Consider the following 24,403-nt stretch of genomic DNA (forward strand, 5'->3'; position numbering starts at 1 on the left):
AGGGACCCCGATGACCACCCAGCCGACCCCCGACCCGCTCACCTACGGCCGCACCGGCATCCCCTGCGGATGCGGCAAGGACGCCCACTCGAACCTCGTCCCCTGCCAGCCCGACGAGCCCCAGACCCTCACCCCCGAGATCGTCAACGCGATCGTCCGGGACCCCGACAGCCCGTACTACCCGACGCAGATCACCGTCTTCTGCGACCACTGCGGCGCCGAGGAGACCGCCGACTACATGGTCCACGAGGGCATGACCAGCACCCAACGTCTCGCCGTCGCCCGCCAGCACCTGGTGAAGAGCAAGGGCTGGGAGCACACCGAGGACGGCGACGACTTCTGCCCGACGCACGCGGCGCCGGCCGCCGCCGAGACGGGTGAGTGACCGCCATGACCGTGCGTCAGATCGCCCTCGACACCCAGCCCCGCCGCATCCAGCGCCGCCGCACCAAGGGCTGGCGCGCACCCGCCGGGGCCCGCTACGTCGGCCGCGGCACCCGATGGGGCAACCCGTACCTCGTCCAGCAGTGCGGCCCGACCTACGCCGTCATCGACTCCCGAACCCAGGGCGTCGTCTACGGCGGCCGCCACGAGCATGAGGCCCGGCGCGTCGCCGTCGACTGGTACGGGAGCTGGGCCGCCTCGCAGTCCGGCCTGGCCGCGGCTGCACGCCGTCAGCTGGCCGGCCGGGACCTCATGTGCTGGTGCCCGCCCGACCAGCCGTGCCACGCCGACGTGCTCCTGGAGCTGGCGAACAGGACCAGCGAGCAGTGAGCAGCAGGACGGCCGCCCCTGAAGCAAGCAGGGGCGGCCACCCCACCGATCACACCACATCCGACAGGAGCCACACCATGCCCCACACCCACCAAGTCACCTGCGCCGGCGAGGACTGCCCCGAGTGGTCCATCACGTCCAGCCTGCAGCCGATCACCCGCCAGCTGCTCGCCTCCGCCCACCGCGCCCAGCTCGCCGCGGAGGGCTGGAGCGACGTCGAGGGCCGCGACTACTGCCCCAGCTGCGCCCCGACGGGAGCCACCCGATGACCGACCGCCCGACCGGCCCCGCTTGCGGCAACAACCCGAACTACCGGATGAGCGACGGCGACCGCCAGGCCGTCGAGGCGTTCCAGGCCTACCTCGCTGAGCGGGCCGCGCTCCGCGACCGCATCGCCGAGGCGCTGTACGGCCACGATCACCCCAGCCACCTTGTACCGCTGCACGAGACGGGCATGGAACCCGCGTACCGAGAGTCGGCCGACGCGGTGCTGGCCGTGCTGCCGCCGCCCGTCGACCAGGCCGCCGAGCCTCCGCTGTCGCCGTACTACGAGCACCCCGAGTGCGGTTTCCGCTGGCACGGCCACGACGGCATGGACATCCCCATGCGAGACGGGCAGCCCGTGTGCCCGCGCTGCGAGCTGAACAAGACCGAGAAGCAGCTGGCTGCCGTACAGCGGCGCCGCGACGAAGTAGGCGAGGAGTCCCGGCGGCGCGGCAAGACCGTCCTGGAGTACAGCGAGAAGATCCGGGCTCTGGAGCGGGAGATCGACGGCGTGCGCCGCCAACTGGGTGCAGAGATCCTGCGCGCAGACCAGGCAGAGGACGAGCTGCGCCGCATGGCCGACGAGACACCGGCCGCCCAGGGCCCGGCCGTCGACCGGGCCACCGTGGACCGCGCGCTGGACGCGTTGAGAGCGGGCAACCACATCACGGCCAGGCTCCTGCTGGAGTCCGCCATGGGCCCCACCGTCGAGGCGCGACAGGACGGAGCGCCGTCGTGATCGCCGAAGCCATCGACACCCTCATCACCCTCGGCTGGGCCGCCCTCGCCTGGCTCACCCTCCTCGCCACCGTCGCCAGCATCCTCATCCTCGCCGCCGCCGCGACCGGCGCCTGGACCGCACGCCTCGCCTGGCGTACCGCCCGCCCCGCCTGGGCCCGCGGCCGGCGCGAAGCCCGACGACTCGCCCGCCGCACCCGACCCGACTACGAGGAAGCCGCGTGATCGGCCGCGCGCTCGGCGTCGCGGTCGTTCTCGGCCCGTTCATCTCCGCTGCCCTGCTCGGCCTCGGCCGGGCCGGGCGCACCCTCCGCAACCTCACCCGAAGGAGCACCCGATGACCCAACCCCGCCGCTTCCACCTCCAGCGCACCACCGACATCACCGGCGTCTCCGGCACCGGCCGCGTCGCCGACGGCATCCTCTGGACTGACGGCACCGTGTCCGTCCGCTGGCTCGGCGAGCGCCCCTCCACCGTCTTCTGGGACAACCTCGCCCACGCTGAGCACGTCCACGGGCACGGCGGCCACACCCGCATCGTCTGGGACGACCCCGAGCCCGCCCCGCGCGGCGACTGCCCGCACTGCCCCGACGGGCACACCCCGGCCGACAGCGGCTCCCAGCCCTGGCACGTCCACGTCGCCCCCGAGCGGGACGGCGACGGCCAGCCGATCCGCCTGTACGTCGAGCGGGCCGCTGGTGCGCACGTCGCCGAGTCCGACGCCGAGTGGATTCGGGCCCGGCTCACCCGAGTCGAGCAGCCGTGACAGTCGACCAGCTCGCCCTCGACGACTACGACCCCGACTGGGACGACGAGGACCAGGACGACGACTTCGACCCCCACGACCGCGACCTCCGCCACCAGCTCACCCGCTACCAAGTCCGCGACATGGAGACCATCACGCTCACCGGGAGCTACCTGTGACCCCAGCCCGCCGCACCACCCACACCTGCTACGCCCTCGCCGCCGCCCTCAGCGTGAGCGCCGCCTACCTCGCCACCCACCACTGGCTGTACGCCCTCCCCGCGGTCACTGCCGCGACCGTGTTCCTCAGCGTCGCCGACTGCTACCGCATCGAGGACCGCCGGATCCGGGCCCGGCACGAACAGGCCCTGCTCGCAGCCCTCGCCGACGAGCAGCTCCCGCCCGCCGACGCCCGCCGCCAACTGGACGACGGATGCTGCGACCGCTGGTGGACATCCGCCGGCGCCGAGCACGACAGGACGTGCCGGACGATCGCTCGCCGGAGCGCGGCATGACCTTCCCCCACCTCAATGGTCCGACGCCCCGGCTCGGACGCCTGCTCTGTCTGAGCACCCCTACGCCCGGCGGCCCCGCCTGCGGGACACCGGCGACCTGGCACATCGCTTGGTGGCTCACTCCGAAGGCCGACTTTTCGCTGGTCTGCGACGAACACATGGCCGCCGTCCAGCGGACGCTGGTGTACGTCGATCGGCACCCGGCGGCCATCTCGTGCGACATGCCGGGGACGGGGTGGCTGGTTGCTGAGCCGTCGCGGTGCGTTCCGGCGACGACGGAAGACACTGCGGCGCAGCAGGCGAGGGCCGAGTCATGACCGGCCCGTCGTCGACTCCCCGGGGCGAGCACGCGCCCGCCCCGGGCGTCACCTGGGAGCAGCACCTCGTCCGCGTCGAACAGCTCGTCGACGACGACGCCCCCGACCCCACCCCGCCGAACCGGCAGACCCGCCGCGCACTCGCGCGCGCAGCACGGAGGAAGAAGTGACCCAGCCCTGCGAGCAGCACCCAGCCGCCCCGACCTTCGACGGCCTGTGCGGCGGCTGCACCCAGTACCCGACCGACATGGTGAAGCCATCCGGCCCGGCAGCGACCGAAGCGACCGAACCCGAAGGACCACCGTGCAGTGCCGTGCCTGGCTGCGACAGCCAGTGCTGCAAGCGCGCCGACATCGCCGACGACGTCACCGCGCACACCAAGGAACTGATGGCCCGCCGCACCAAGACGCTGCGGACCCGCGCAGAGAAGGCCGAGGCCGAGCGGGACACCGCCTACCGCGAGCGCGCCCACCTCGTCGCCCTCCTCGCCGCCATGACCGACGACGCCGTCATCACCTACGCCCCCGACGTCGAGGAGCCCGGCTGGCAGATCGTCTACCTCACCATCGGCGGACGCCAGTGCAGCTGGCACATCGCCCCGCGGGACGCCGACCTCTTCCAGCACGTCGAGCGCGTCGGCGCCCTGGACCTGCGCGCGCTGTGGGACGGCCACACCACCGCCGAGAAGTACCAGCACATCGCCGCGACCGCGGCCGAGCTGGCGCAGCGCTGCGGCCCGGCCTGCGCCGAGCAGCACACCGAGACCGGGCGCTGCGAGATCGCGAGGAACCGATGACCGTACGACTGGAGATCCTCGGCGACGACGGCGAGTGGCACGAGGTGCCCGGCATCACCTCCGTCGAGCTGCACCAGGAGCAGCCCGCCGTTCCGCCCGACAACGGCACGATGCAGCGGCTCAGCGAGTCCATGCAGCGGGCGATCCAAGCCGACCTCCGGCGCGCGGTGCGCCGCGCCTCGCGGTCCCCGAGCCGGATCACCCTGCCGCCAAGCATCTGAGTACGACGAAGGGGCGCGCCCTCCGACCCTGCCAGGCCAGGCACGCCCCATCCGGTGGCCCCACCGTACCGCCCAACAGCCCCACGGAGCGCACGATGACCACCACCGCCACCCACCTCCGCACCATCGCCCTCCACTGGACCGACCTCCGCGAAGCCGCCGGCACCCCCGCCCAACTCGGCGCCTTCGGCCTCGGCCTCCGCGGCTACCTCGCCCGCCTCGACCAAGCCGACGCCGAACAGATCGAGTACGAGCGCCACCACGCCGCCTACCTCCGCTCCCTGGAGCGCGACCCGATCCAGCTCGGCGACCGGCCCGTCCCCATCCGCCTCCACATCCTCGACACCATGCGTGTTGTCGAGGCCGCCCTCGTCCACTGCGCCGACGACATCGCCCACGCCGCCCAGCGCGCACCCATCCCCATGCCGACCGCCCGCCGGACCGCCGTGGCCCCATACGCCACCCAGCGCGAGGCGGACACTGCCGCCGCCGACCGGCGCCGCCGCCAGCAGCTGGCCCACGCGGACCTCGTCGACCCGCGCCGCTGGAAGTACACCGGCCGGCGAACCGCCCCGCACGCCGCGCTGTGGCTGCTGGCCCGGATCGAGCGCGCGCCCGGCCCGTGCCGCCGCCTCACCGATGTCGAGGAGCAGCGCATCGGGAACGTCGCTGCCGGCGCCGCGGCCCGGGTCGAGCGCGCGCTGGACATCGCGGCGCAGCGGCGGACGCTGGAGCAGCCGTGCGTGTGCGGCGGGACGATCGACGTGCACGGCGGTGAGGGCCGGGTGCCGGTCGCGCACTGCACCGGGTGCGGACGGATCTGGACGGAGGGCGGGGTGATCGCGGCATGAAGCCGGAGGACTACCGCCGGGAGATGGAGCAGCAGTTGCGCCGCCAGGAGGCCTGGGATCGGCGGCGGCTCGCAATCCGGCTCACCGGGTGGGCACTGTTGCTCGCTGCACTCGCTGTCGTGGCATGGGTGGCCGCGACATCCTGAGGCGGTTAACGGCCGGGCTGGGGCAACTGTCAGTGGCGTGCCGCAGAATGGTGTGCAGGCGCGGGGCCTCAACAACTAGGAGTGGTAGTGGACACCACGCGCATCCCCGACGGCATCCTCGCCCAGGGCGGTCCCCTCGACGGTCGAACGTTCCCGCTGTTTGGCGACCCGCTCAGCCCGCCCGACCAACTGATCCACCAGGACGGCAACGGCATGCAGGACGTCTATACGCCCCGTCCTCGGACGGGTGCAGATGACGGCCCGCTGTGGGTCTACGTGTACCTGCGCACTGAGCCTGCGCCCCAGCCCTGATCCAGTGCGGCCCTCCCTTAAAGCGCGGTGGGGGGGCCGCTCCCTGGTCGGTCATGGCATCAGCAGGTTCACCGGTTCTTCCTGGCCGTCCCACACCACGCGCAGGAAGGCAGGCATCGGCTCCTGCATCGAGCCGCTCATGATGAACTCGTGCGCGCCGTGCCGTTCCAGGGTGAACGGCTCGTCCAGGGCGCGCGAAATCCCTGGGACATTGAGGCACGTGATGTTCGACGCGACCGCGTCACCGTGATTGACGATCCGGTATTTGCTCTTCCGCACCCACTCGACACGCAGGTCAACGCGCGGGCGCGCGGCCTCCTCCTCAGCGGCCCGGCGCTCCTCGGCCTCCTGCCGCTGGAGTGCGAGTGCCGCCTCAGCGGCGGCCGCGGAGCGCGCTGAAGCGTCAGCCGACTTCTTTCCGTCGCTGCTGGTCTTGATGCTGACCCACAGAGCGCCGGCCGAGAAGGCGAGTGCCAGCCACGCGGGTATGTCTCCGAAATCCATGGCGGGACGATAGCGGCGATCACTGACATCGCTCACCGGCCCCAGACGTCGGGCCCGCCGCCGCGCCACTCGATCAGCGAGGACCGCACCACATCCATCTCGTCCCAGTCCTGAAGCCCGGCCTCCTGCATGAACCGGGCGACGTCCTGCACCGAGTACGCCAGCCCCAAGATCGTGCCGTCCGCGCGTACCCGCCGGCCGCCCGTCTCGTCGGGCGGATACACGATCACGGGGCGGTCGCTGGCCATGCGTCCAGAATGCGCAGAGTTGACGCGGGACGCACCCGCGGCTGCTCCGTCTGCCATCCTGACGACCATGCACCGCCCGTACCCCTCCATCGAGCGCGCCCGTCGGCAGATCGACCGCCACTGGGGCCCCGTCGAACCCTGGGCTGCGGCTCGCCCGCAGCCTCCACAGCCGGTGGACGAGGCAGCCACCGATCCGCTGTGGGTCGGCGAGTACCGGCTGTCGACGCGCGCCGGTAGTTAGCTCTCCGGGTGCCGGACGGCCTTCTTCACGTCCGCCTCGACCTCGTAGCGGGATCGCCCCTCATCGCGCGCGTGCTCGGTGACGGCGGCCTGGATGTCGCGGGCGAGGTCGCGCCAGGCCCGCCAGGCGGTCTCGTACGTCTGAGTCTGCTGCTGGGTCCACTCGGTGTGGGCGGGCGGCCCGTACTCGTCACGCAGCTGGAGCACCTGGGCGTGCGCCTCGTCCGCGGCGCGCTGCATCTCGACGAGTTCTTCGAAGGTGTGTGCCACCTGCGGATCGTACGGCGGGCGCAGGACGCCCCCGTGTCGACCTGCCGCTCAGCTCCAATGTCCGTGCAGGTCGAAGCCGCTCACACCGGCTTCGAAGGTAACGTCCCACATCTCCGTACGAAACACATTCACGTACAGCAGCAGCCTCTGAGTCAGCGATACGGGAGCCGAATCGGGTATCGTCAATAGCCGCGCGTCCGTGAAAGGCGGCACGTGGATGGCTGGTCCGCCCATCAGTCCGTGAGACGATTCGACGCCTTGCTTCGCCTGATAGGTACGCAGGCCGCCAGGGTTGTAACTGCGGAATAGAAAGCGCCTTATAGCGGTTGGATTCCCCAGTGGCGGCACTGAGACATAGAGATCGAAGGTGAATTCGATCCGGTCGTCATATACATGCAGTCCGTGGGTGAACAGTCCTGGGGAGTGATATTTGGGTTCGTACATTGGATGCTCCGAATGGCCAGCCCCCAAGCCATACCCCCTGTAATCTAATTTGGTACATGACGCGCATGATCACACTTCGAGCCGGAGGCCCAGGTTGCCCCCGCCTCGACCGCGAGACGGGGGCTGCGATGCGGCGTGGCTACGGCCGCCACTCGTCGCGGTAGCCCGACCGGTCCGCGTAGGGCAGGGCGAGGATGCGCAGCGTCGGGCAGGGAAAGACCTGTTCGACTTCCCCGGTATCGCAGGTGGTGCAAACCCAGCCGTTGAGCGCGTGCTCGACGAGGATCCGACGCTTGGCGTCGATCTCGCGCAGCACCCGCGCCGGACCGTGGCTCGCGATATGCAGAGCCCTCGCCCGGGCCGCCTCGTAACCAGGCATGTCCTCCATCAGCGTCTCGGGCACCACGGGCGGCTCGTTCACTGGCCGCTCCACGGTCCATACGCCTACGCCGGCGCCAGCCACCTCCCAGTCGAGCGCGAGCTGACCGCCCAGCGTGTGCCCGGCGGAGAACGCGATCCGCTCGTCCTCGTCGAGCTGGGCACGCAGCCACTCCACGAACTCATCCATCGGACGCCTCCGCCCGCTTCGCTGTCTCCGCCTTCCGCCGCGACGCCCCGCTCACCCCAGCCGCGATCTGCTGCGCCCGCGCCGCACTGATCCCACCGAGGAGCCGGCCGATCTCCTCCCACGTCCTCCCCTGCGCCTTGAGCGCCTGGACACGCTGCTGCCGCAGCTGGCGCAGCCTCGTCTGGTGGCCGGTCCAGTCCTTCAACGCCTGCGACACGGCGACGGCGCACGCCTCGTCGTCTTCGATCGCCTCGAACGCCTTGATGGCTTCCACCAGGCGTGTCACCTCCTCGGGCTGGTCTGCCACTACCGCGCTCCTCTCTGCGGTGCGGCCAACACGACCCTAACCCCGGGGTTGCGCTACCACAACCCCGGGGTTTAGCTTGGTCGGGCGAGGCCGCCCTGGTCTCCGCTCAGCAACAAGGCCCCGGCCCGGAGTTGCAGCTCCACATGGGTCGGGGCCAGCCATCCACCTGCCGTGAACAGGAGAGATGACCATGCCCCACGGTACCGACCAGCAGCCCGAGCAGCACAGCCCGGAGCACTACGAGCCCCAGCTCGGCAGCGTCGCCACCCAGCCCGCCACCGTCGCCGCCTGCCAGGCCGACTACGCCGCCGGCGCCGACATCCGCACCCGCCTCGGCTGGACCGACGACCACAGCTGACCACCAGACCGGCCGCCCCGCGCGACATTCCCCCGGCGCGGGGCGGCCACCTCTTGGAGCTGCACCGTGAAGACCCGCACCATCGAGCGGACCCGGCTCGTCCCTCACACCGTCGACGGCGTCACCGAGATGGTCCTCGACCGCGAACAGATCGAGGTCCCCGCACCGCCCCGCGACTGGGACCACATCGTCCGCACCGCCGTCACCATCGGCGCCATCATCCTCGTCACTGCGTCCCTTGCCTGGACGACCGCCAGCATCGGCGACCTCCTGTCCGCCGTCACCATCGCCGCCGTCGCCTACGCCGCCGCGGTCGCCTTCGACGCGAGCTGGATCATGTGCATGGGCGTGGAGTGGCTGCTGCGCTACGACCCCGAACGGGCGCAGGTCGCGCGGCGGGCCGGCCGGTGGGCGCTCGCCGTGTCCATGGGCGCGGTCTTCGCGCACGGCTACCTCATCGCCGACACGTGGGTGATCGGTGCGGTCGGCGCGGTCGTGTCCGCGCTCGCCAAGGGCGGCTGGTCGATGGCGATGCGCGTGCACGCCCGGCCGCTCGACCCACGCACCCAGCAGTGGGTGACCGCCCGTCGCGCGAAGGTCGACGGCCAGCTCGCCATGATCCCGATCCGGCGGGAACTCCAGCGCGGCCAGGCCCTCGTAGACGCCGAGCGGCGCAGCCTCGGCGGAACCCCCGAGGAGAACGGATCCGCAATTCCGGAGGCACCCGGAACTCCGGAGCCCACTTCGGAAGATCCGGATCCCAAGGTCAGCCCGATCCGCTCGGGCCGCGTGACCACGCAGGAAGCAGTCCGGAACGCCTGGGACTCCGGAATCCGCGACCCGGAAGCCGTCCTCCGGACCGTCCGGAACGCCACCGGCAAGCAGGTCCCGCAGAGCAGCGTCGACCGCTACCTCCGCGCCCTCCGGGTCGGCGCCTGATGGGCGCGCGGCCGTCGCCCGGCGGCGACGAGCTGCGCGCCCGCCACCACCTCCGCCGCCTCGGCGCCCGCCCCCTCGGCCACCAGGAGCCACCCATGCACGACCCCGAGCCCCGCCCCGTCACCCCCACCCGGATCATCCCCGCCGGCGCCCCGCTCCCCGCCCGGCCGCCGGAGCCCGGTGAAGCCCCGCCCTGGCGGACACCGCCGCCCCCTCCGCCCCCACCCGCAGTGCCAGATCCGACGCCCGTTCCACCCGATCCGCAGCCGCGCCCCGTAGAGATCCGTCACGTCCACGAGGTCGTGCTGGCGTGGGCGGAACCCGATCCGGAACCGTCCCGCTGGGAACGGATTACAGCCTGGCTCGGCCGGTACGTCCGCCCCTGGCACGCCGTCACCGGGCTGACGCTGGCCGTCACACCGATCCCACACACCGGCTACTCAGTCGCCACCACGTGGCACTTCACCGTCAGCCTCGCCCGTGAGGACTGGGGAGTGGGTTGGGGCTACGCCCTCGGCCTCATCCCCCTCACCCTCGCGATCACCGCCATCGTCCGCAAGGGAGGCAGCCCCTTACGCCTGTTCGCGCTCGCCGTCACCTTCATCGGCGCGTTCGGCGCCCTCTCCTGGTACGACCCAATCCAGTTCCTCACCGGAGTCCCCCGATGAACGTAGGCCTATCCCTCGCCGGCGCCGCCGTCGCCCTCGGCATCCTCTACGCCAACTTGCGCCCCTGGTGGAAGGGAGGCCGAGACCCCAAGGCCCTCGTGCCCTACGCCAGCGGCGCCGGCCTCGGCTCCCTCGCCACCATCTGCATCGGCGGCGCGCTCGGCTGGGGAGCAGCCGGTATCGCCGGCATCTTCACCGGCAGCGGCGACGCCGGCGTGTCCAAGGTGACCGGCACGTCCGGGGCGGCGCCGATGCCGACCGGCCGCATGGGCACCCTCACCTACGAGGGCGCCATCGTGGTCTGCCTGATCCTGCTCGGCGTGATCCTGCTGTTCAAGGGCTCGGGGAAGCAGGACAAGCGGCGGATCGTCGGCGGCATCTGCTCGTTCGCCGTCCTCGGGTTCCTGCCCGGCGTCGCCGAGCTCCTCGGCTGGTGGCCCGACCTCGTCAACGCCATCGGCGCCGAGGGCCGCACCATCCTGGAGAACGGTCTGTGATGCGCCGCCAACTCGCTCTGTGGGCCGCCCGCACCACCGCCGCCGACCGGCTGTGCCGCGGCAGCGCCCTCGTCTGGCAGCGCCGCACCGACGCCCTCACCGCGTGGGTGCGCGCCGGCCGCCGCGACGACCTCGACGGGTGGCGCGCCGCCCTCGGTCCGCTGCTGCGCCTGGCCGTGCTCGGCGCCGCGGCCTACGCCCTGTGGGCAGTCGTCCGCGCCCTGCCGTGGCTGATGTGGCTCCTCGTCGGGTGGTGGATCCGCGCCGCCTGGAAGGCCGGGACGACGGCCGCCCCCGCGGCCGACGACGAGGCCTCCGCGGAGCCCGACTTGGACGCCGTGCGCGCCCTCCTGCTGGAGGCCATGGGGACCGCCGACGCGGTGCACCTCCGCACCGTCCTCGCCCACCTCCAGGAGCAGGGCCACGGAAAGGGCTGGAAGGTGGCCGACCTGAGGGCCCGTTTGGAGGCCCTTCACATCCCCGTCCAGCCCAAAGTGAAGGTGCCCGGCTCCAAGAGCCCGACGAGGGGTGTGCGGCGGGCCGATCTGGCCCCTTCCCCGGCTGTAGCCGGCGAGATGTCTACCGCGCCGTCTACCGCCGCCTGACCTGCACGTCTACCGGCCGATCTACCCCGATCTACCGGCGAATCTACCGCCGGTCTACCCCAAGGAGAACCTCGCCGAGATGACCAAGAGCGACGGCAAGTAGCCCACTCGCTGAACACCGGGGCGGCCTGCGCCTGCCAGCTACCGGCCGCCCCGGTTCCCATCCCGATCACGAGACAGGAGACCGCCATCATGGCCCTCTTCAACCGCAAGAGCGAGACCGAGCAGCTGCGGGACACGGTCGCCGGGCTGCCCAAGAACCCGGCCGCGTGGACGCCGGAGCAGCGCCGGCGGTTCACCATCCAGTCCGATCGGGCGATGCGCGAGCAGAACGGTGTGGCCGACGTCGATGAGCTGACCTGACGCCGTCCTGCCACACTGGTGGCTCGCGTCGAGTAGCGCCCGACAACCGGCCCCGCCGTCTCCCCCCGTGGACGGCGGGGCCTCGTGCGTTCCATCTGAGGCAATCAGCACTACGGCCGTAGTTGCGTTCCGCGCGATCATGCCTCACACTGAGCCGCAGATCTGGCATGCCCGGAAACGATCACACCGGGTACGGCATGATGCCCCCTCATCCACACCGCTCCAGGGGGGGACCATGCGACTCCGCACCGTCATAGCCGTCGCCATCACCGCGCTCACACTCGCCGCCTGCTCCAGCAACGACAGCAGTGACGACACCAAGCCCAGCGCCTCCGCCTCGGCCAGCCAGCAGGATGACCCGGCGAAGGCCGCCGGCCTCCCGCCCGAGCCCACCGGCGCCGACCGCGAGGAGCTGCTCCGGGCGCTACGCGCCGCCAACCCGGACCTCGGGAAGCACGAGGACAAGGCGATCGACGCCGCCCGCAACCAGTGCATGGCGATCAACGGCGGCGCCCAGAACCTCGACTACTTCGCCTCGCAGCGGTTCACGTTCGAGGACGTCACGACGACCGAGGCGCAGGGCAAGCAGATCAACGAGGCGCTGAAGGGCCTCAAGTTCTGCGAGGTCTGATGTCCCGCTGACTCGGCCCGGCCATTCCCACACGGTGGCCGGGCCTTCGCATGCCCCGAGGAGGTGCACGTGGTCGCGCCCAAGACCAGCAAGGGCGGCGAGTTCAGCGACGAGGAACGCGAGACACTGCGACGGCTGCACGCCGAAGGCAAGGGCCGCAACGAGATCGCCACCCTCATGCAGCGCTCACCCCGCACGATCAGCGTGTACGCCGCCGAGATGGACCTCACCTTCGACCGTACGGCCACCGCGGTCGCCACCGAGGCCCGCAAGACCGACGCCAAAGCGCGCCGCGCAGCCATCGTCGACCGGGCATACGCGCGAGTCGAGAAGCTGCTTGACCGCCTCGACGCCGCCGAGCACGGCGGCTTCCAGTTCACGGCCAGCACCGTCAACGGCATCGAGACCGAGCACCTCGACCACGTGCCGGGCCAGGAGGAGAAGGCACTCGCCGGCGCCATCACCCAGTACCTCAACCAGGCCGTCAAGCTCGAACAGCTCGACGGCGACCCCGGAGTGGAGGCCGCCCGCTCGATGCTGGGCTCCCTCGCCGAGGGCCTGAACAGGCTGGCCGGTCTGGACACTGGGGAGGACGATCGCGAGGAGGGCTGATGCTCGACTCGCTGCCCCTGTCCCGCAAGCAGATCCGCTCGATCGCCGACGCCACGGCCCGCATCAACGTGTGGCACGGGGCGATCCGGTCGGGCAAGACGATCTCCTCGCTGATCGCCTTCCTCATCGCGGTCGCCGCCGCGCCGGCGTCCGGACTGATCGTCATCGTCGGCCGATCCCTCCAGACCATCGAGCGCAACGTCCTCGACCCACTGCAAGACGAGACGCTGTTCGGACCGGTAGCCCGGCTGGTGCAGCACACCCGGGGCGCCACCACCGCGACCGTCCTCGGTCGCACGATCCACCTGATCGGCGCAGCAGACTCCCGTGCCGAGGGCCGCCTCCGCGGCCTGACCGCCTGCCTCGCCTACGTGGACGAGGCGACGCTGATCCCGCGCGGCTTCTGGAACCAGCTCTTGGGCCGCCTGTCGGTACCTGGTGCGCGGCTGATGGCCACGACCAACCCGGACAACCCCGGCCACTGGTTGAAGAAGGAGTTCCTCGACCGTCAGGGAGACCTCGACCTCCGCCAGTGGCACTTCACCCTCGACGACAACCCCGCCCTCGACCCGGCCTACGTGGCCTCGTTGAAGGCCGAGTACGTCGGCCTGTGGTACCGGCGCTTCATCGCCGGGCACTGGGTGCAGTCCGAGGGCGCGATCTACGAGATGTTCGACGCGCACCGGCACGTCGTTCGGACGCTGCCGCAGATCGAGCGGTGGCTGTGCGACTCGATCGACTACGGCACCGTCAACCCGTACGCCGATGTCCTGATCGGCGTCGGCACGGACCGGCGCCTGTACGTGGTTTCGGAGTACCGGCACGACTCCCGCACCGCGCGTCGGCAGATGACGGACTCCGAGTACTCCCGTGCCCGCCGTCAGTGGCTCGCGCGAGTGCCGCAGCCTCAGACCAACGTGATGGGCGTGCAGCCGGAATGGACGATCGTGGACCCATCCGCGTCGTCGTACATCGAGCAGCTGCACCGCGACGGCGTCAGCGGTGTGACGGCGGCGGACAACTCGGTCCTCGACGGCATCCGCACGGTCAGCAGTCTTTTCTCAACCGGCGACCTGCTGGTGCACGAGTCCGCGCAGGGCCTGATCGACGAACTCCCGGGCTACAGCTGGGACGACGGCGCGGCCGAGCGGGGCGAGGACCGGCCGATCAAGGAGAACGACCACAGCTGCGACGCGCTGCGGTACGGGGTGCGCACGACCGAGGCCCTGTGGCGGCCGTACCTGCCGACTCGACTGGAGGTGGCCGCCTGATGTCCAGCAGCCCCGAGGAGCGGATCACCCCCGACGCTGCGATTGAAAACGCGGCACGGCTGCTGCGCGCGGCCGAGCTGGAGACGAACCTCGCTCTAATGGAGCGGCTCGACGAACTCGCCACGTCCTGGCTGGGACTGGCGCACCTGCTGATGGAACGGGAGGGCGTCTGATGTCGCTGCCCGCAGGTGACGCTCCCTGGCCCCCGCCGCATCTTGGCCCCGCCCTCGACGCGATGAACACCTGGGACACCTGGTGGAGCGGCGACATCGACCGCCTCGAACGCCTCTACGGCGGCGGAACGGGCATCGGCCCCGACCCGAAGCGCTACCAGTTCGCCGGTGGCGTCGTCGGTAGGCTGGCCCGCTGGTGGTGGGGCACCCCCACCGCACCCGGCGAGCGGCGCACGAAATTGCACGTGCCCATCGCTGGCGACCTGTGCGGCGGCTCCGCCGACCTCCTGTTCTCCGAGCCGCCGCGGTTCACCGTTGACGACGACACCACCCAGGCCCGCCTCGATGACCTCACCGACGACGGCATGCTCGCCACTCTCCAGACCGCCGCCGAGGTCGGCGCCGCGCTCGGCGGGGTGTACCTCCGCCCGGTGTACGACAAGGACATCGCGGACCGGTCGTGGATCACAGCGGAGCACGCCGACCGGGCTGTCCCCGAGTTCACCTGGGGCAGGCTCAGCGCGGTCACGTTCTGGAAGGTCGTCCGCGAGCAGGACGGACAGGTCTGGCGGTGGCTTCAGCGACACGAACCCGGGGTGATCCTGCACGGTCTGTACCAGGGCACCGCGGAGAAACTCGGCCAGCCGGTCCCGCTGGAGGACAGCGAGGAGACCGCAGGCTTTGCCGCCCTGGTCGGCGAGGACGGCAGCATCCCCACCGGGTACAACAAGTTGGACGTCGTCCACATCCCCAACCAGAGCAGCCGCCGCTGGCGTAGCCAGCCGAAGCTGAAAGACCTCGGCCGCAGCGACCTGGACGGCGTCGAGCCGCTGATGGACGCCCTCGACGAGACCTACTCCAGCTGGATGCGGGACATCCGCCTCGGCAAGGGCCGCATCATCGTCCCGAACGCCTACCTTCAGTCGGCCGGGCCAGGACGCGGCGCGTCGTGGGACCCGGACCAGGAAGCGTTCGCCGGGCTGGAGATGCTGGCTCGCGGCGACGCCAGCAGCCAGCTGACCGTGGCCCAGTTCGCGATCCGCGTGCGGGAGCACAAGGAAACAGCAGAGGATCTTGTCAACCAGATCCTTCGCTCCGCCGGATACAGCGGCCAGACGTTCGGCATCGGAGGCGACGTCGCCGTAACCGCCACGGAGGTCACCGCCCGCGAGCGCCGCTCGATGACGACCCGCGGCCGGAAGATTCTGCGTTGGCGGCCGGCGCTCGCGCATCTGGTGGAAGCGCTCCTCGCAGTCGACCAGTACGTCTACGGCGGCGCCCTCGTGCCGCAGCGGCCCACGGTCGAGTTCGAGGACTCGGTGCAGGAGGACCCGCTGGCGCTGGCGAACACGGCTGACGTGCTGCGGCGGGCGCAGGCGGCTTCGACGGACACCCTGGTGCGGATGGCGCACCCGGAGTGGGACGAGGACCAGGTGCAGGCCGAGGTGGCGCGGATCCAGCAGGAGACCGGCACCGCGGTGCCCGACCCGATGCAGCTCGGAGACCTGCCGTAGGGGGGTGATCGGCCGTGCCCGTCTCCCCGGCCATGGCCGAAGACCTCGCCGCCGCGGTGGCGGACCTGTACGAGGCCGCCGAAGGCACGCTCATCGAGCGGATCCGTCAGGCGCTCGCCCAGGGCATCGACAGCCCAGCGTGGGTGCAGATGAAGCTCACCGCGGTCGGCCACCTCCAGACGGCCATCGAGGAGATCATCGCCGCGCTTCAGGGCGACGCCTCCGGCGCAATCCAGCGGGCCGTCGCCGACGCTTACGAGCGAGGGGCGCACGCTGCCGTGGCCGAACTGGGGGCGCTCGCCCCCACCGTCGCGGCGATCCCTCCCGGGACGCAGGCGGTGGACCGGCTCGCGCAGGCCCTCATCGAGGACACCCGCCCGGTGTACGTGCGGATCCTGCGGCAGGCGGTCGACGTGTACCGGGACGTGATCGGGCGGGCCGCGGCGGCGCCGCTGCTCGGAGCGCAGACCCGGCGGCAGGCCGCGCAGACTGCCCTCAACGAGTTCGCCGGCCGCGGCGTCAAGGGGTTCGTCGACAGTCGCGGCCGATCTTGGGACATGCGGTCGTACATCGAGATGGCCACCCGCAGCGCGGTCGGCCGGGCCGCGATCCAGGCGCACACCGAGCGGCTCGGCGCGGCCGGGGTGGATCTGGTGATCGTGTCCCAGGCGCCGGAGGAGTGCCCTCTGTGCAAGCCCTGGGAGCGGAAGGTGTTGGTGCGTACAGGGGCGCCGGGCGCGCGTGAAGTGCGGGTGGAGCATGCGACCGACGACGGCCGTCTGGTCACGGTGCAGGTGGCTGGGTCGCTGGATGAGGCGCGGGCGGCTGGGCTGCAGCATCCGAACTGCCGGCACACCGTGAGCGCCTTCCTGCCAGGGCTGACAAGGCGGCCGGAGCCTCATCCGGCGCGGGCGACGTATGAGCAGTCGCAGCAGCAGCGGTATCTGGAGCGGCAGATCCGGAAGTGGAAGCGGCTGGAGGCTGCGGCGATGACCGATGCCGCGCGTACGGCCGCGCGGGCACGGGTGCGTGCGTATCAGGGGCGGGTGCGTGAGCTGGTCGCGGAGACGGGCCTGCCGCGCAAGTCGCACCGCGAGCAGCTCACGACAGCCCGGTGACTACCGGCGCCCCTCCAGGCGCCTGTCGTCGTACTGGGCGGTTCCTATGGCTGTTTCCGCGTTCCGGGGTGCGGACTTGGTGACGATGCCGTACGCCTCGGCGAGGTGACGTGCGTTCTCCCCTCGGCCGCTCTGCGCAGCCTTGGTGATGGCATCGAGCAGTGCGGCGCGGGCCTGGTCTGCGAGTTGAGACTCGCTCTGGTTATCAGTCATGAGCACACGGTAAGCCCGCCCGTCTCAGTTGTTCCCCCTGCTCCCTTTCGCCCCAGGTCACGGGGCCAGAAGCTTCCGCCCGCCCGGTGCGGGCCGGATGGCATGACCCCCGCCAGGCGCGGGGCCTCTCCACCACGACGCGCACCAGGAGTGCACGCATGAACAAGCGAACCCTCGCCCGCCAGCGCCGGAACGGCGAAGACGTCGGCTGGGCACACCCCTACGCCACGGGCCCTTTCGACCCGTACCTGTACGCCGACGGCGGGGACGGAGACGACTCCGGATCCGACAGCGGCGACAACGGTGACGACGGGGCAGACGAGTCCGAGGACGACGGCGCCGGCGGGACCGGCGACGACTCCTCTGGCGACGGTACGGCGACGGACGACAAGCCCAAGCCGAAGCCGCCCGCCAAGAGGAACGAGGACCCGGCCGCCGAGCTGGAGCGGCTCCGCAAGGAGCTGAAGCAGGCCAACGCCGATGCCGCGAAGGCCCGCACCACGGCGAAGAAGAACGCCGCCGAGGAGGCCAAGGCCGAACTCGTCCAGCAGATGGGCCGCGCTCTCGGCCTGATCAAGGACGACAAGGACGAGGCGCCGGACCCGGCGAAGCTGACCGCGGAGATCGAGCGCGCCACCGCGGCGCACCGCGAGACCGCGATCGAGCTGGCCGTGTACCGCAGCGCGGGCCGCCACGGCGCCGACCCCGACGCCCTGACCGACTCCCGCACCTTCCTGAACTCCATCAAGGGCCTCGACCCCTCGGAGGAGGGGTTCGCGAAGAAGGTCGCCGACGCCATCAAGAAGGCCGTCGAGGCCAACCCCAAGCTCAAGGCCGCGAGCCAGGCGCCCGCGCGCACAAGCGGCGACTTCTCCGGAGGCACCGGAGGACGCCCCAAGGACAACGACTCCATCGAAGCCCACCGCGAGGCGCGCCGGAAGGCGCGCACCGGGTGACCTAGAGAGAGGGCCCCATGGCCAACACGTTCCTCACCCCCGACACCATCGCCCGCCGGGCCCTGGCCACGCTCTACGAGGCCACGCACATGGCGCAGCTCGTGCACCGTGACTACGAGGCCGACTTCGCGGGCCGCGTGGGCGACACGATCACCGTGCGTAAGCCCGCAGTGTTCACGGCGAACGAGTTCAACCGGGCGACCGGCATCGTGCCGCAGAACGCGACCGAGTCCGGCTTCCCGGTGGTGCTGAACCACATGCCGGACGTCAGCTTCACCGTCACGACCGAGCAGCTCACCCTGGAGATCAACGACTTCGGCGAGCAGCTCCTGGACCCGGCGATGGAGGCCATGGCCCAGAAGATCGACCGGGACATCCTCGCCCTGCGCGACGACATCACGCAGGAAGTCGGCGCGGTCACCGAGAACGCGGACGGCGAGGACCACAACTACGCCGACGGCGAGTACCCGTGGTCCGACTCTCGCGTCCTCATCGAGGCCGGCGCGATCCTCGACACGAAGAACGTGCCGCAGGCGGACCGGTACGTCGTGGTCGGCCCGCGCACGAAGGCCCGCTGGGTGGCGGAGAAGGCGTGGCGGTACGCCGACCACCGCGGCTCCACCGTGGGTCTGACGGAGGCGCAGTTCGGTTCCAGGGTCAGCGGGTTCGACCCGTTCATGACGCAGAACATCGCTGGCCCCGCCGCGACCCCCGCGACCGGCCAGCCGACCACCGAGGTCGACGTCGCCTTTCACAAGACGGCATTCGCGCTGGTGACCCGCACGCTGGAGGTCCCGCCCGGCGCGCAGGACGCCACGATCATGAACTACAAGGGCTTCGCCCTGCGCGTCGTATACGACTACGACATCAAGTACAAGCAGACCGTCGTCAGCGTCGACTGCCTGTACGGCACCAAGACACTCGACCCCGACCGTGCCGTGCTGATCAAGGGAGCTGACGCCGCATGATCCGCTACCACAACCACAACACGGGCCAGGTCGTCGAACGCGAGACCGAAGACGCGCGGCTGGAAGCACTGGACAACTGGCAGCGGCTGGAAGGCGACGAAACGCCCGAGCCGACCGCCCCGGACAGCGTCCTCAAGCGCCCGCAGACCGCCCCGGGAACCGCGCTCACGGACACCGAGGGCCCGCGCGCGGCCGTCGAGGAGGAGTTCAAGGAACAGCAGGAGGAGGCCGGCGACCCGCCGGCCCGCTCCGCTTCGAAGGACACGTGGATCGAGTACGCGCTGAAGCGGGCGGTGTCCGACGAGGAGCGGCAGGAGATCCCGGGCCTGACGAAGGACATGTTGATCGCGAAGTACGGCGAGGGGGCGTAGAGCATGGCGCTCTCCAGCACGCTCGCGGTCGCTGCGTTCGCCGAGCTGTCCCAGGCGTCGGGTCTCGGCACTGGCCGGGTCCCGGCTGGCCTGTCCCGGTCGGTGACGCTGGCCTCCGGCACGGGCGCGGGCAGGGCCGACAAGGTCTACTCCGCCCGCCGCACGATCGCCGCGTCCGGGTCGGAAGACCTCGACCTGGCCGGTGTGCTCACCGATGCCTTCGGCGCGAGCATCACATTCGCCAAGGTCAAGGGCCTGTTCATCGCCGCGTCGTCAGCGAACACGAACAACGTGATCATCGGCAACGCGACCAGCAACGCCTGGGCCACGCTGCTCAACGCCACCGGAACGATCACACTGCGGCCCGGCGCTGCACTCGGCGTGGTCGCGGGCGCGGCAGACCCCACGACGTACGCCGTGACCGCCTCGACCGGCGACATCCTCAAGGTCGCCAACAGCGCCGGCGGGTCCACGGTGACGTACGACATCTGCATCGTCGGCACCTCCGCGTAGCCGACCCGATCCGCGACGAGGGAGGCCCTGGCGGTGGGCCCCCCTCGCGCGCGCCTGAGAGAGGAGGCCGCCGATGGCGGACGTGGTGGCCAACATCGCGAAGGGCCGGATCCTGCACTATGCCGGGCTCCCGCTGGCCGCCGACGGCCTGGTGGCGATCCCGCTGGAGGCAGCCGGACTGCCCTCGGACGATCTGCTCCAGGACTACGACACGGTGGCCGACCTGCTGGCGGGCCCGGCTACGGAGCAGACGTCGATGGGGCGGGTGGCGCTGACCGGGGTGGTGGTGTCGGTCAACGACGTCGCGAACACCGCCTCGGTCGACGCGAACGACATCAGCTGGCCGCTCGCGACCGGCGCGCCGACGGGGAAGCTCGTCATCGCCTACGACCCCGACACCACCAGCGGAACGGACGCCCAGCTCGTGCCGCTCACCTACCACGACTTCGCGGTCACCCCGGACGGCACAGACATCGTCGCCCGCGTCCACGCCGACGGCGTGATGGTCGAGTCCAACGCCTGACCCGCCCGGGAGGAGGGCTGGCATGCCGGTCCTGGAGACGCTGGAGGACAGCTTCACCGGCGCACTTGACACCACGAAGTGGCCCAACTCCTACGGCGACCCGGGCACCAGCGGCGGTAGAGCCCGGATCCCCTGCACAGTCGGGGGGTTCTCCGGGCTCCGCTCGGCCACGATCTACACCCTCGCGGACAGCCACTTTCTGCTGCGGGCCTACCCGCCCCCAGCAAACGGCGCGACGTCCACGGCTGCCCTGTCGCTGCTGGTGCTCAGCTCGGCCGGCGGCACGGACGCCGGTTTCATCATCGACACGGCCCAGGGCGCGATGGGCCTGTACTCCCGGACCGGCTACGCGGACGGCGGCGCGCTCTTCCCGCCGTACGATCCGGTCGCGCACGCGTGGCTGCGGCTGCGGGAGACCGGCGGGACGCTGCTGTGGGAGGTCTCCCCGGACAGCACCAGCTGGACCGTGCTGCGGTCCTCGCCGTCCCCGGCGTGGGTGGCGGACGCGGATCTGTCGCTGCTGATCGAGTCGACCCGCACCGACGGCGCGAACAACTTCGCCGAGGTCGACAACGTCAACTTGCCTACCAGCCTGGCCCTCCTCGGCGCGGCTCGCACCGCGGTCGCCGCTCGGCCGCTGGCAGGGCAGAAGACCCACACCCTGGGCGCCGCCCAAGCCGCCGTCACCGCGCGGCCGATCAGCGCGGCCCATGTTGTCCAGCTCGGCGCCGCGCGCACCCGCGCCCGCGCGGGCACAATTGCGCGCCTGCCCCGGCCGGCCCGCCGCCTCACCCCGAGCACGACCGGGCCGACGCTCACGCCTTCCACCAGCAGGCCGACCCTGACCCCGACCACGACGACAGGAGGCTGACCATGCCCGACGTCGGCGACACCGTCACCGCCTCCCTCACCGTCGACCCGCACGACGCCACCACCAGCGCCGTCCTCGCCGTGACCTCGCCCAGCGGCGCGGTCACCACACCGACCACCGGCACCGCCGACGGCGGGAAGACGTGGACGGCCACGCTCACCTACACCGCGGCGGGGCTGTGGCGGCTGTCGTGGACGGTCACCGGGACCGGCGCGAGCGTGCAGCACGAAGTCGTCTCCGTAGCCCCGGCACCGGCCGTGGGCGTGACGGGCCGGGTGTATGCGACGACGACGCAGCTGGCCGAGTACCTCGGTGCGGCGCCGCCGCTCGACTCGGCTCGCCTGCTGCTGGAGGCGTCGCGAATGCTGGAGCGGGACTTCCTCGTCCCGGCCGTCTACGACACCACCGATGACGGTCTGCCGTCAGACCCGGTCGTCGCCTCCGCGCTGGCCGAAGCCGTGTGTGCGCAGGCCGAGTTCTGGATGGAGGTCGGCGTGGAGAACGACATCAGCGGCCCACTCCAGGGCGTGAGCATCGGCTCGGTGCAGATCCAGTACGGCGCCGGCGAGAACCGCTCTGGGCCGTCGTACTACGCGCCGAAGATGCTTCGCGCGCTGCGGTCCCTGCCGGGCGACCGGTTCCGTCTCGTCGCCTGGACGGTCTGATGCCCGGTCTGCCGCGCCGCTTCCTGGTGCACACGATCACGATCGAGGCCTACCTCGGCAACACCAGCAAGGGACCGAAGTACGGGCCCGCGCGCACGGTGCGCTGCCTGGTCGACGAGACGACACGAGCCGTCCGCAACCCGGGCGGCGAGCAGGTCACCTCTACCTCCACCGCGTATGCGGGCCCGGAGGAGCAGGAGGTGCCGCCACTGTCGCGGGTGACGCTCCCCTCGGGCCGGGTCACGAAGGTGATCCAGACCGCGCGGCGCGACGGCCGCGGGCTCGGCACCCCGAACCACGTGGAGATCCAACTCGAATAGTCCAACTCGAATAGTGGGAGGCCGCCGTGCCGCAGAACTTCCGGATGCGCTTCGAGGCGGCAGCAGCGGCACGCGAGCTACGCGCAGCTGCCGCCCGCGGCCTGTATTTCGGCACCGAACACGTCCTTGGCCTGGCCACGGACCGGGTGCCGCTCGACGAGGGGTACCTCCAGTCCACCGGGACAGCGAGCGTGGACGTGCCGTCGCTGACCGGGATGGTGAGCTTCGACGGGCCGTACGCGGTGCGCCAGCACGAGGAGCTGACCTGGCGTCATGCCCCTGGTCGGACGGCGAAGTATCTGGAGAACAGCCTCAACGCCAGCCGCCAGGAGGTCGCCGCGCTCATCGCCGCCGAGCTGAGGCGGGCGATGCGGTGAGCTACACCAGCAGCCTCCTCGACGGGATCGCCGGCCTCCTCGCTGAGGCCGGCGTCGGCGTCTTCAGACCCGACGGCGTGGTTGAGGAGCACGAGACCGGCATCTTCCGCGCCGTGATGCCTGACCAGCCGGACCGGGCGATCGGCATGACCGCCTACCCGGTCGCGGACGACGACACCACGAACGCGATCACTGGAGTGCAGTTCCGCATCCGCGCGGGCCGCGACCCGGACGTGATCGACGACCTCGCCGACGCGGTGTTCGACGCGCTGCACAACCGGCAGCACTACGCCTGCGGCGGCATCCACGTGGCCCTGTCGTGGCGGCAGTCGCAGGCGTGGATCGGTCAGGACGCCCACGGGCGCATGGAACTGACCTCGAACTTCTACTTCCGGACCGCGCGGTCCGGGTCTCACTTGATCGACTAGGAGGACCGCAATGGCCACACCCACCCCGGTGACCGCACTCGCCCGACGGTGGCGGCTGGAGATCGACATGTCGGCCGCGAAGGACGGCTCGGACTGGCAGATGGTGCCGGGCATCACCGAGTTCAACCCCTCCGCCGAGCCGAACATCGAGGACAGCTCCAGCTACGACAGCGAGGGCTGGGCCGAGAACACGAAGACCGGCCAGGCCTGGGAGCTGGGGGTGACCATCAACCGGAAGATCAACGACACGGTGAAGGTCTATCACCCCACCCACGAGGCCTTCCGGCTCGCCAGCCTGGCCTTCGGCTCCGCCTCCGAGGTCCACGTCCGCTACTTCGACCGCAACGGCCTGCCCGAGGCCTACGAGGGCACCGCCCTGGTCACCTGGGCGCCGTCCGGCGGCGAGTACACCGCCCTGGACCAGGTCGAGATGACCCTCACCGGCACCGGCCCGCTGCTCCCGATCACGAACCCGGTCGCCTGATGGCCGGCGGCGGCACCACGTTCGAGGCGCTCGACGCGTTCCTGGACGACTACCTCGACCTCCCCGTGAAGGGCCGCGACGGGCAGACCCGCGTGTACCGCATCGAGGAGCCGTCCGCCGAGGACGGCATCCGTATCGAGCGGATCACCTCGCTGGCGGCCCGGCTCGCCGCCGGCGGGAAGGCCCCGGACAGCCCTGTCCTCGACGACGAGGAGGAGCTGGACCTGTACCGGATGTGCCTCGGCGACGCCTACGACCGTCTCCGTACGGAGTTGAAGTGGGGCGCGTTCAAGCACGTCGCGCTCACGGCCATGTTCTGGGTGACCACCGACAAGGAGACCGCCGAGCAGTTCTGGCGAACGGGCCAGCAACCGGGAAAAGCGAGGAACAGGGCGGAGCGTCGGCAGGCGTCGCGCGGCTCCTCGGAGTCGGCCGCGGCGAACGGGACCCCGTCACCGGCCTCTACGAGTGGTACGAGGGCGGGATCCCAGCGCCGAAGCAGGGGCGGACGGGGCAAGGCGCCCCGGACCTGACCTGGGACAGGCTGCTGGAGCAGTGGCCGCTCATCGAAGCCGACCTTCACAGCGAGTACGGCATTGACGTCGAGGACGGCCGCGCCGAGGGCAACAGCATCCTCCAGCGCCGCACCTGGCGGTGGCTGAAGGTCCGCATCCTCGGCCTCCTCTCCGCCGAGACGCGCCTTCAC

General features: G+C 71.1%; 46 protein-coding genes. 39 read left to right on the forward strand and 7 right to left on the reverse strand.

Annotation, left to right across the window (positions count from 1 at the left end; all coding sequences use genetic code 11):
• Positions 1 to 10: 10 nt before the first annotated feature.
• The 14 genes from VE614_RS27385 (at position 11) to VE614_RS27450 (ending at position 5,678) form a co-directional block, all read left to right on the forward strand.
• Positions 11 to 385: a hypothetical protein gene (locus VE614_RS27385; protein ID WP_324942744.1), complete on the forward strand. Its 375-nt coding sequence runs from the start codon at positions 11 to 13 to the stop codon at positions 383 to 385.
• A gap of 5 nt (positions 386 to 390) precedes the next feature.
• A complete protein-coding gene (locus VE614_RS27390; RefSeq protein ID WP_324942747.1) occupies positions 391 to 774 on the forward strand; it encodes a DUF4326 domain-containing protein in 384 nt (127 codons plus the stop codon).
• Between the two features lie 77 nt (positions 775 to 851).
• Complete coding sequence (locus tag VE614_RS27395) at positions 852 to 1,043, forward strand: hypothetical protein (protein WP_324942750.1); 192 nt, start codon at positions 852 to 854, stop codon at positions 1,041 to 1,043.
• Positions 1,040 to 1,777, forward strand: a complete 738-nt coding sequence (locus VE614_RS27400) for a hypothetical protein (protein ID WP_324942752.1) — start codon at positions 1,040 to 1,042, stop codon at positions 1,775 to 1,777. Before VE614_RS27395 ends, VE614_RS27400 begins: the two co-directional genes overlap by 4 nt.
• Positions 1,774 to 2,001, forward strand: a complete 228-nt coding sequence (locus VE614_RS27405; RefSeq protein WP_324942755.1) for a hypothetical protein — start codon at positions 1,774 to 1,776, stop codon at positions 1,999 to 2,001. Before VE614_RS27400 ends, VE614_RS27405 begins: the two co-directional genes overlap by 4 nt.
• Positions 2,002 to 2,113: 112 nt before the next feature.
• Positions 2,114 to 2,542 carry a hypothetical protein gene (locus tag VE614_RS27410; RefSeq protein WP_324942758.1) on the forward strand — a complete coding sequence of 143 codons (429 nt, stop codon included), beginning with the start codon at positions 2,114 to 2,116 and terminating at the stop codon, positions 2,540 to 2,542.
• Positions 2,539 to 2,700 (forward strand): hypothetical protein, encoded by a 162-nt coding sequence (locus VE614_RS27415; RefSeq protein ID WP_324942761.1) that lies wholly within the window; start codon positions 2,539 to 2,541, stop codon positions 2,698 to 2,700. Before VE614_RS27410 ends, VE614_RS27415 begins: the two co-directional genes overlap by 4 nt.
• Positions 2,697 to 3,035 (forward strand): hypothetical protein, encoded by a 339-nt coding sequence (locus VE614_RS27420; RefSeq protein WP_324942764.1) that lies wholly within the window; start codon positions 2,697 to 2,699, stop codon positions 3,033 to 3,035. Before VE614_RS27415 ends, VE614_RS27420 begins: the two co-directional genes overlap by 4 nt.
• A gap of 313 nt (positions 3,036 to 3,348) precedes the next feature.
• A complete protein-coding gene (locus tag VE614_RS27425; RefSeq protein ID WP_324942767.1) occupies positions 3,349 to 3,522 on the forward strand; it encodes a hypothetical protein in 174 nt (57 codons plus the stop codon).
• A 143-nt stretch (positions 3,523 to 3,665) separates the two neighbouring features.
• Entirely contained in the window at positions 3,666 to 4,148 is a 483-nt protein-coding gene (locus tag VE614_RS27430) for a hypothetical protein (protein ID WP_324942770.1), read from the forward strand.
• The gene (locus VE614_RS27435) at positions 4,145 to 4,369 is read left to right on the forward strand and encodes a hypothetical protein (protein ID WP_324942773.1); all 225 of its coding nucleotides are present in this window, start codon (positions 4,145 to 4,147) and stop codon (positions 4,367 to 4,369) included. The genes VE614_RS27430 and VE614_RS27435 overlap by 4 nt, the downstream gene beginning before the upstream one ends.
• Positions 4,370 to 4,464: 95 nt before the next feature.
• Positions 4,465 to 5,220 (forward strand): hypothetical protein, encoded by a 756-nt coding sequence (locus VE614_RS27440; protein WP_324942776.1) that lies wholly within the window; start codon positions 4,465 to 4,467, stop codon positions 5,218 to 5,220.
• Positions 5,217 to 5,366, forward strand: a complete 150-nt coding sequence (locus tag VE614_RS27445; protein WP_324942779.1) for a hypothetical protein — start codon at positions 5,217 to 5,219, stop codon at positions 5,364 to 5,366. The genes VE614_RS27440 and VE614_RS27445 overlap by 4 nt, the downstream gene beginning before the upstream one ends.
• 87 nt (positions 5,367 to 5,453) lie before the next feature.
• Positions 5,454 to 5,678 carry a hypothetical protein gene (locus tag VE614_RS27450; protein ID WP_324942782.1) on the forward strand — a complete coding sequence of 75 codons (225 nt, stop codon included), beginning with the start codon at positions 5,454 to 5,456 and terminating at the stop codon, positions 5,676 to 5,678.
• 51 nt (positions 5,679 to 5,729) lie between these two features.
• On the opposite strand, the gene VE614_RS27455 is transcribed toward VE614_RS27450, so the two are convergent.
• Complete coding sequence (locus VE614_RS27455; RefSeq protein ID WP_324942785.1) at positions 5,730 to 6,182, reverse strand: hypothetical protein; 453 nt, start codon at positions 6,180 to 6,182, stop codon at positions 5,730 to 5,732.
• Positions 6,183 to 6,214: 32 nt separating this feature from the next.
• Complete coding sequence (locus VE614_RS27460) at positions 6,215 to 6,430, reverse strand: hypothetical protein (protein ID WP_324942788.1); 216 nt, start codon at positions 6,428 to 6,430, stop codon at positions 6,215 to 6,217.
• 67 nt (positions 6,431 to 6,497) lie between these two features.
• Between VE614_RS27460 and VE614_RS27465 the strand changes: the two genes are divergently transcribed.
• Positions 6,498 to 6,671 carry a hypothetical protein gene (locus VE614_RS27465; protein ID WP_324942790.1) on the forward strand — a complete coding sequence of 58 codons (174 nt, stop codon included), beginning with the start codon at positions 6,498 to 6,500 and terminating at the stop codon, positions 6,669 to 6,671.
• Here the strand turns inward: VE614_RS27465 and VE614_RS27470 are convergent.
• The 4 genes from VE614_RS27470 to VE614_RS27485 form a co-directional block, all read right to left on the reverse strand.
• Positions 6,668 to 6,940, reverse strand: a complete 273-nt coding sequence (locus VE614_RS27470; RefSeq protein WP_324942792.1) for a hypothetical protein — start codon at positions 6,938 to 6,940, stop codon at positions 6,668 to 6,670. The two genes, VE614_RS27465 and VE614_RS27470, sit on opposite strands and share 4 nt — an antisense overlap.
• 48 nt (positions 6,941 to 6,988) lie before the next feature.
• Positions 6,989 to 7,384, reverse strand: coding sequence for a hypothetical protein (locus VE614_RS27475; protein WP_324942795.1), 396 nt, complete (start codon positions 7,382 to 7,384; stop codon positions 6,989 to 6,991).
• A gap of 139 nt (positions 7,385 to 7,523) precedes the next feature.
• On the reverse strand, positions 7,524 to 7,952 hold the full coding sequence (locus VE614_RS27480) for a DUF6221 family protein (RefSeq protein WP_324942797.1): 429 nt from the start codon (positions 7,950 to 7,952) through the stop codon (positions 7,524 to 7,526).
• Positions 7,945 to 8,259, reverse strand: coding sequence for a hypothetical protein (locus VE614_RS27485; RefSeq protein ID WP_324942800.1), 315 nt, complete (start codon positions 8,257 to 8,259; stop codon positions 7,945 to 7,947). The genes VE614_RS27480 and VE614_RS27485 overlap by 8 nt, the downstream gene beginning before the upstream one ends.
• A gap of 190 nt (positions 8,260 to 8,449) precedes the next feature.
• On the opposite strand from VE614_RS27485, the gene VE614_RS27490 reads away from it, so the two are divergent.
• The 12 genes from VE614_RS27490 (at position 8,450) to VE614_RS27545 (ending at position 17,008) form a co-directional block, all read left to right on the forward strand.
• The gene (locus tag VE614_RS27490) at positions 8,450 to 8,617 is read left to right on the forward strand and encodes a hypothetical protein (RefSeq protein WP_324942803.1); all 168 of its coding nucleotides are present in this window, start codon (positions 8,450 to 8,452) and stop codon (positions 8,615 to 8,617) included.
• A gap of 66 nt (positions 8,618 to 8,683) precedes the next feature.
• Positions 8,684 to 9,556, forward strand: coding sequence for a protein transporter Sec31 (locus VE614_RS27495; RefSeq protein WP_324942805.1), 873 nt, complete (start codon positions 8,684 to 8,686; stop codon positions 9,554 to 9,556).
• On the forward strand, positions 9,556 to 10,224 hold the full coding sequence (locus tag VE614_RS27500) for a hypothetical protein (RefSeq protein ID WP_324942808.1): 669 nt from the start codon (positions 9,556 to 9,558) through the stop codon (positions 10,222 to 10,224). Before VE614_RS27495 ends, VE614_RS27500 begins: the two co-directional genes overlap by 1 nt.
• Positions 10,221 to 10,721: a hypothetical protein gene (locus VE614_RS27505; protein WP_324942811.1), complete on the forward strand. Its 501-nt coding sequence runs from the start codon at positions 10,221 to 10,223 to the stop codon at positions 10,719 to 10,721. The genes VE614_RS27500 and VE614_RS27505 overlap by 4 nt, the downstream gene beginning before the upstream one ends.
• On the forward strand, positions 10,721 to 11,326 hold the full coding sequence (locus tag VE614_RS27510; RefSeq protein ID WP_324942815.1) for a hypothetical protein: 606 nt from the start codon (positions 10,721 to 10,723) through the stop codon (positions 11,324 to 11,326). Before VE614_RS27505 ends, VE614_RS27510 begins: the two co-directional genes overlap by 1 nt.
• 192 nt (positions 11,327 to 11,518) lie before the next feature.
• Positions 11,519 to 11,689 (forward strand): hypothetical protein, encoded by a 171-nt coding sequence (locus VE614_RS27515; RefSeq protein WP_324942818.1) that lies wholly within the window; start codon positions 11,519 to 11,521, stop codon positions 11,687 to 11,689.
• 235 nt (positions 11,690 to 11,924) lie between these two features.
• On the forward strand, positions 11,925 to 12,320 hold the full coding sequence (locus VE614_RS27520; RefSeq protein WP_324942821.1) for a hypothetical protein: 396 nt from the start codon (positions 11,925 to 11,927) through the stop codon (positions 12,318 to 12,320).
• A gap of 69 nt (positions 12,321 to 12,389) precedes the next feature.
• Complete coding sequence (locus VE614_RS27525) at positions 12,390 to 12,932, forward strand: helix-turn-helix domain-containing protein (protein WP_324942824.1); 543 nt, start codon at positions 12,390 to 12,392, stop codon at positions 12,930 to 12,932.
• Positions 12,932 to 14,203, forward strand: coding sequence for a PBSX family phage terminase large subunit (locus VE614_RS27530; RefSeq protein WP_324942827.1), 1,272 nt, complete (start codon positions 12,932 to 12,934; stop codon positions 14,201 to 14,203). The genes VE614_RS27525 and VE614_RS27530 overlap by 1 nt, the downstream gene beginning before the upstream one ends.
• Positions 14,203 to 14,376, forward strand: a complete 174-nt coding sequence (locus VE614_RS27535; RefSeq protein WP_324942831.1) for a hypothetical protein — start codon at positions 14,203 to 14,205, stop codon at positions 14,374 to 14,376. Before VE614_RS27530 ends, VE614_RS27535 begins: the two co-directional genes overlap by 1 nt.
• Complete coding sequence (locus VE614_RS27540; RefSeq protein ID WP_324942834.1) at positions 14,376 to 15,890, forward strand: phage portal protein; 1,515 nt, start codon at positions 14,376 to 14,378, stop codon at positions 15,888 to 15,890. Before VE614_RS27535 ends, VE614_RS27540 begins: the two co-directional genes overlap by 1 nt.
• Positions 15,891 to 15,922: 32 nt before the next feature.
• A complete protein-coding gene (locus VE614_RS27545; RefSeq protein ID WP_324942837.1) occupies positions 15,923 to 17,008 on the forward strand; it encodes a phage minor capsid protein in 1,086 nt (361 codons plus the stop codon).
• On the opposite strand, the gene VE614_RS27550 is transcribed toward VE614_RS27545, so the two are convergent.
• Complete coding sequence (locus VE614_RS27550; protein WP_324942840.1) at positions 17,009 to 17,221, reverse strand: hypothetical protein; 213 nt, start codon at positions 17,219 to 17,221, stop codon at positions 17,009 to 17,011.
• Positions 17,222 to 17,379: 158 nt separating this feature from the next.
• On the opposite strand from VE614_RS27550, the gene VE614_RS27555 reads away from it, so the two are divergent.
• The 12 genes from VE614_RS27555 (at position 17,380) to VE614_RS27610 (ending at position 24,230) form a co-directional block, all read left to right on the forward strand.
• Complete coding sequence (locus VE614_RS27555) at positions 17,380 to 18,177, forward strand: hypothetical protein (protein ID WP_324942844.1); 798 nt, start codon at positions 17,380 to 17,382, stop codon at positions 18,175 to 18,177.
• 17 nt (positions 18,178 to 18,194) lie between these two features.
• The gene (locus VE614_RS27560; protein ID WP_324942847.1) at positions 18,195 to 19,145 is read left to right on the forward strand and encodes a P22 phage major capsid protein family protein; all 951 of its coding nucleotides are present in this window, start codon (positions 18,195 to 18,197) and stop codon (positions 19,143 to 19,145) included.
• Positions 19,142 to 19,516 carry a hypothetical protein gene (locus VE614_RS27565; RefSeq protein ID WP_324942850.1) on the forward strand — a complete coding sequence of 125 codons (375 nt, stop codon included), beginning with the start codon at positions 19,142 to 19,144 and terminating at the stop codon, positions 19,514 to 19,516. Before VE614_RS27560 ends, VE614_RS27565 begins: the two co-directional genes overlap by 4 nt.
• Before the next feature lie 3 nt (positions 19,517 to 19,519).
• Positions 19,520 to 20,029: a hypothetical protein gene (locus VE614_RS27570; protein ID WP_324942853.1), complete on the forward strand. Its 510-nt coding sequence runs from the start codon at positions 19,520 to 19,522 to the stop codon at positions 20,027 to 20,029.
• 73 nt (positions 20,030 to 20,102) lie between these two features.
• Positions 20,103 to 20,552, forward strand: a complete 450-nt coding sequence (locus tag VE614_RS27575; RefSeq protein WP_324942856.1) for a hypothetical protein — start codon at positions 20,103 to 20,105, stop codon at positions 20,550 to 20,552.
• A gap of 22 nt (positions 20,553 to 20,574) precedes the next feature.
• Positions 20,575 to 21,423, forward strand: coding sequence for a hypothetical protein (locus VE614_RS27580; RefSeq protein WP_324942859.1), 849 nt, complete (start codon positions 20,575 to 20,577; stop codon positions 21,421 to 21,423).
• A gap of 2 nt (positions 21,424 to 21,425) precedes the next feature.
• Complete coding sequence (locus VE614_RS27585) at positions 21,426 to 22,088, forward strand: hypothetical protein (protein ID WP_324942862.1); 663 nt, start codon at positions 21,426 to 21,428, stop codon at positions 22,086 to 22,088.
• The gene (locus VE614_RS27590; protein ID WP_324942865.1) at positions 22,088 to 22,408 is read left to right on the forward strand and encodes a hypothetical protein; all 321 of its coding nucleotides are present in this window, start codon (positions 22,088 to 22,090) and stop codon (positions 22,406 to 22,408) included. Before VE614_RS27585 ends, VE614_RS27590 begins: the two co-directional genes overlap by 1 nt.
• 26 nt (positions 22,409 to 22,434) lie before the next feature.
• Complete coding sequence (locus VE614_RS27595) at positions 22,435 to 22,785, forward strand: hypothetical protein (protein ID WP_324942868.1); 351 nt, start codon at positions 22,435 to 22,437, stop codon at positions 22,783 to 22,785.
• Entirely contained in the window at positions 22,782 to 23,213 is a 432-nt protein-coding gene (locus tag VE614_RS27600; RefSeq protein WP_324942871.1) for a minor capsid protein, read from the forward strand. Before VE614_RS27595 ends, VE614_RS27600 begins: the two co-directional genes overlap by 4 nt.
• Positions 23,214 to 23,223: 10 nt before the next feature.
• A complete protein-coding gene (locus VE614_RS27605; protein WP_324942874.1) occupies positions 23,224 to 23,697 on the forward strand; it encodes a phage tail tube protein in 474 nt (157 codons plus the stop codon).
• Complete coding sequence (locus tag VE614_RS27610) at positions 23,697 to 24,230, forward strand: DUF7426 family protein (RefSeq protein WP_324942877.1); 534 nt, start codon at positions 23,697 to 23,699, stop codon at positions 24,228 to 24,230. The genes VE614_RS27605 and VE614_RS27610 overlap by 1 nt, the downstream gene beginning before the upstream one ends.
• Positions 24,231 to 24,403: the final 173 nt, after the last annotated feature.

This window comes from Streptomyces sp., assembly GCF_035645055.1.
Taxonomy (GTDB): Bacteria; Actinomycetota; Actinomycetes; order Streptomycetales; family Streptomycetaceae; genus Streptomyces.

Coding starts and splice junctions, on each gene's coding strand:
- VE614_RS27475 (WP_324942795.1), bottom strand. CDS start 7,384: ATGTACGAACCCAAATATCACTCCCCAGGACTGTTCACCCACGGACTG.
- VE614_RS27410 (WP_324942758.1), top strand. CDS start 2,114: ATGACCCAACCCCGCCGCTTCCACCTCCAGCGCACCACCGACATCACC.
- VE614_RS27575 (WP_324942856.1), top strand. CDS start 20,103: ATGGCGGACGTGGTGGCCAACATCGCGAAGGGCCGGATCCTGCACTAT.
- VE614_RS27560 (WP_324942847.1), top strand. CDS start 18,195: ATGGCCAACACGTTCCTCACCCCCGACACCATCGCCCGCCGGGCCCTG.
- VE614_RS27550 (WP_324942840.1), bottom strand. CDS start 17,221: ATGACTGATAACCAGAGCGAGTCTCAACTCGCAGACCAGGCCCGCGCC.
- VE614_RS27605 (WP_324942874.1), top strand. CDS start 23,224: ATGGCCACACCCACCCCGGTGACCGCACTCGCCCGACGGTGGCGGCTG.
- VE614_RS27480 (WP_324942797.1), bottom strand. CDS start 7,952: ATGGATGAGTTCGTGGAGTGGCTGCGTGCCCAGCTCGACGAGGACGAG.
- VE614_RS27530 (WP_324942827.1), top strand. CDS start 12,932: ATGCTCGACTCGCTGCCCCTGTCCCGCAAGCAGATCCGCTCGATCGCC.
- VE614_RS27445 (WP_324942779.1), top strand. CDS start 5,217: ATGAAGCCGGAGGACTACCGCCGGGAGATGGAGCAGCAGTTGCGCCGC.
- VE614_RS27505 (WP_324942811.1), top strand. CDS start 10,221: ATGAACGTAGGCCTATCCCTCGCCGGCGCCGCCGTCGCCCTCGGCATC.
- VE614_RS27425 (WP_324942767.1), top strand. CDS start 3,349: ATGACCGGCCCGTCGTCGACTCCCCGGGGCGAGCACGCGCCCGCCCCG.
- VE614_RS27390 (WP_324942747.1), top strand. CDS start 391: ATGACCGTGCGTCAGATCGCCCTCGACACCCAGCCCCGCCGCATCCAG.
- VE614_RS27510 (WP_324942815.1), top strand. CDS start 10,721: ATGCGCCGCCAACTCGCTCTGTGGGCCGCCCGCACCACCGCCGCCGAC.
- VE614_RS27400 (WP_324942752.1), top strand. CDS start 1,040: ATGACCGACCGCCCGACCGGCCCCGCTTGCGGCAACAACCCGAACTAC.
- VE614_RS27585 (WP_324942862.1), top strand. CDS start 21,426: ATGCCCGACGTCGGCGACACCGTCACCGCCTCCCTCACCGTCGACCCG.
- VE614_RS27465 (WP_324942790.1), top strand. CDS start 6,498: ATGCACCGCCCGTACCCCTCCATCGAGCGCGCCCGTCGGCAGATCGAC.
- VE614_RS27590 (WP_324942865.1), top strand. CDS start 22,088: ATGCCCGGTCTGCCGCGCCGCTTCCTGGTGCACACGATCACGATCGAG.
- VE614_RS27545 (WP_324942837.1), top strand. CDS start 15,923: ATGGCCGAAGACCTCGCCGCCGCGGTGGCGGACCTGTACGAGGCCGCC.
- VE614_RS27520 (WP_324942821.1), top strand. CDS start 11,925: ATGCGACTCCGCACCGTCATAGCCGTCGCCATCACCGCGCTCACACTC.
- VE614_RS27555 (WP_324942844.1), top strand. CDS start 17,380: ATGAACAAGCGAACCCTCGCCCGCCAGCGCCGGAACGGCGAAGACGTC.
- VE614_RS27515 (WP_324942818.1), top strand. CDS start 11,519: ATGGCCCTCTTCAACCGCAAGAGCGAGACCGAGCAGCTGCGGGACACG.
- VE614_RS27455 (WP_324942785.1), bottom strand. CDS start 6,182: ATGGATTTCGGAGACATACCCGCGTGGCTGGCACTCGCCTTCTCGGCC.
- VE614_RS27610 (WP_324942877.1), top strand. CDS start 23,697: ATGGCCGGCGGCGGCACCACGTTCGAGGCGCTCGACGCGTTCCTGGAC.
- VE614_RS27435 (WP_324942773.1), top strand. CDS start 4,145: ATGACCGTACGACTGGAGATCCTCGGCGACGACGGCGAGTGGCACGAG.
- VE614_RS27395 (WP_324942750.1), top strand. CDS start 852: ATGCCCCACACCCACCAAGTCACCTGCGCCGGCGAGGACTGCCCCGAG.
- VE614_RS27385 (WP_324942744.1), top strand. CDS start 11: ATGACCACCCAGCCGACCCCCGACCCGCTCACCTACGGCCGCACCGGC.
- VE614_RS27540 (WP_324942834.1), top strand. CDS start 14,376: ATGTCGCTGCCCGCAGGTGACGCTCCCTGGCCCCCGCCGCATCTTGGC.
- VE614_RS27580 (WP_324942859.1), top strand. CDS start 20,575: ATGCCGGTCCTGGAGACGCTGGAGGACAGCTTCACCGGCGCACTTGAC.
- VE614_RS27500 (WP_324942808.1), top strand. CDS start 9,556: ATGGGCGCGCGGCCGTCGCCCGGCGGCGACGAGCTGCGCGCCCGCCAC.
- VE614_RS27570 (WP_324942853.1), top strand. CDS start 19,520: ATGGCGCTCTCCAGCACGCTCGCGGTCGCTGCGTTCGCCGAGCTGTCC.
- VE614_RS27535 (WP_324942831.1), top strand. CDS start 14,203: ATGTCCAGCAGCCCCGAGGAGCGGATCACCCCCGACGCTGCGATTGAA.
- VE614_RS27460 (WP_324942788.1), bottom strand. CDS start 6,430: ATGGCCAGCGACCGCCCCGTGATCGTGTATCCGCCCGACGAGACGGGC.
- VE614_RS27440 (WP_324942776.1), top strand. CDS start 4,465: ATGACCACCACCGCCACCCACCTCCGCACCATCGCCCTCCACTGGACC.
- VE614_RS27490 (WP_324942803.1), top strand. CDS start 8,450: ATGCCCCACGGTACCGACCAGCAGCCCGAGCAGCACAGCCCGGAGCAC.
- VE614_RS27565 (WP_324942850.1), top strand. CDS start 19,142: ATGATCCGCTACCACAACCACAACACGGGCCAGGTCGTCGAACGCGAG.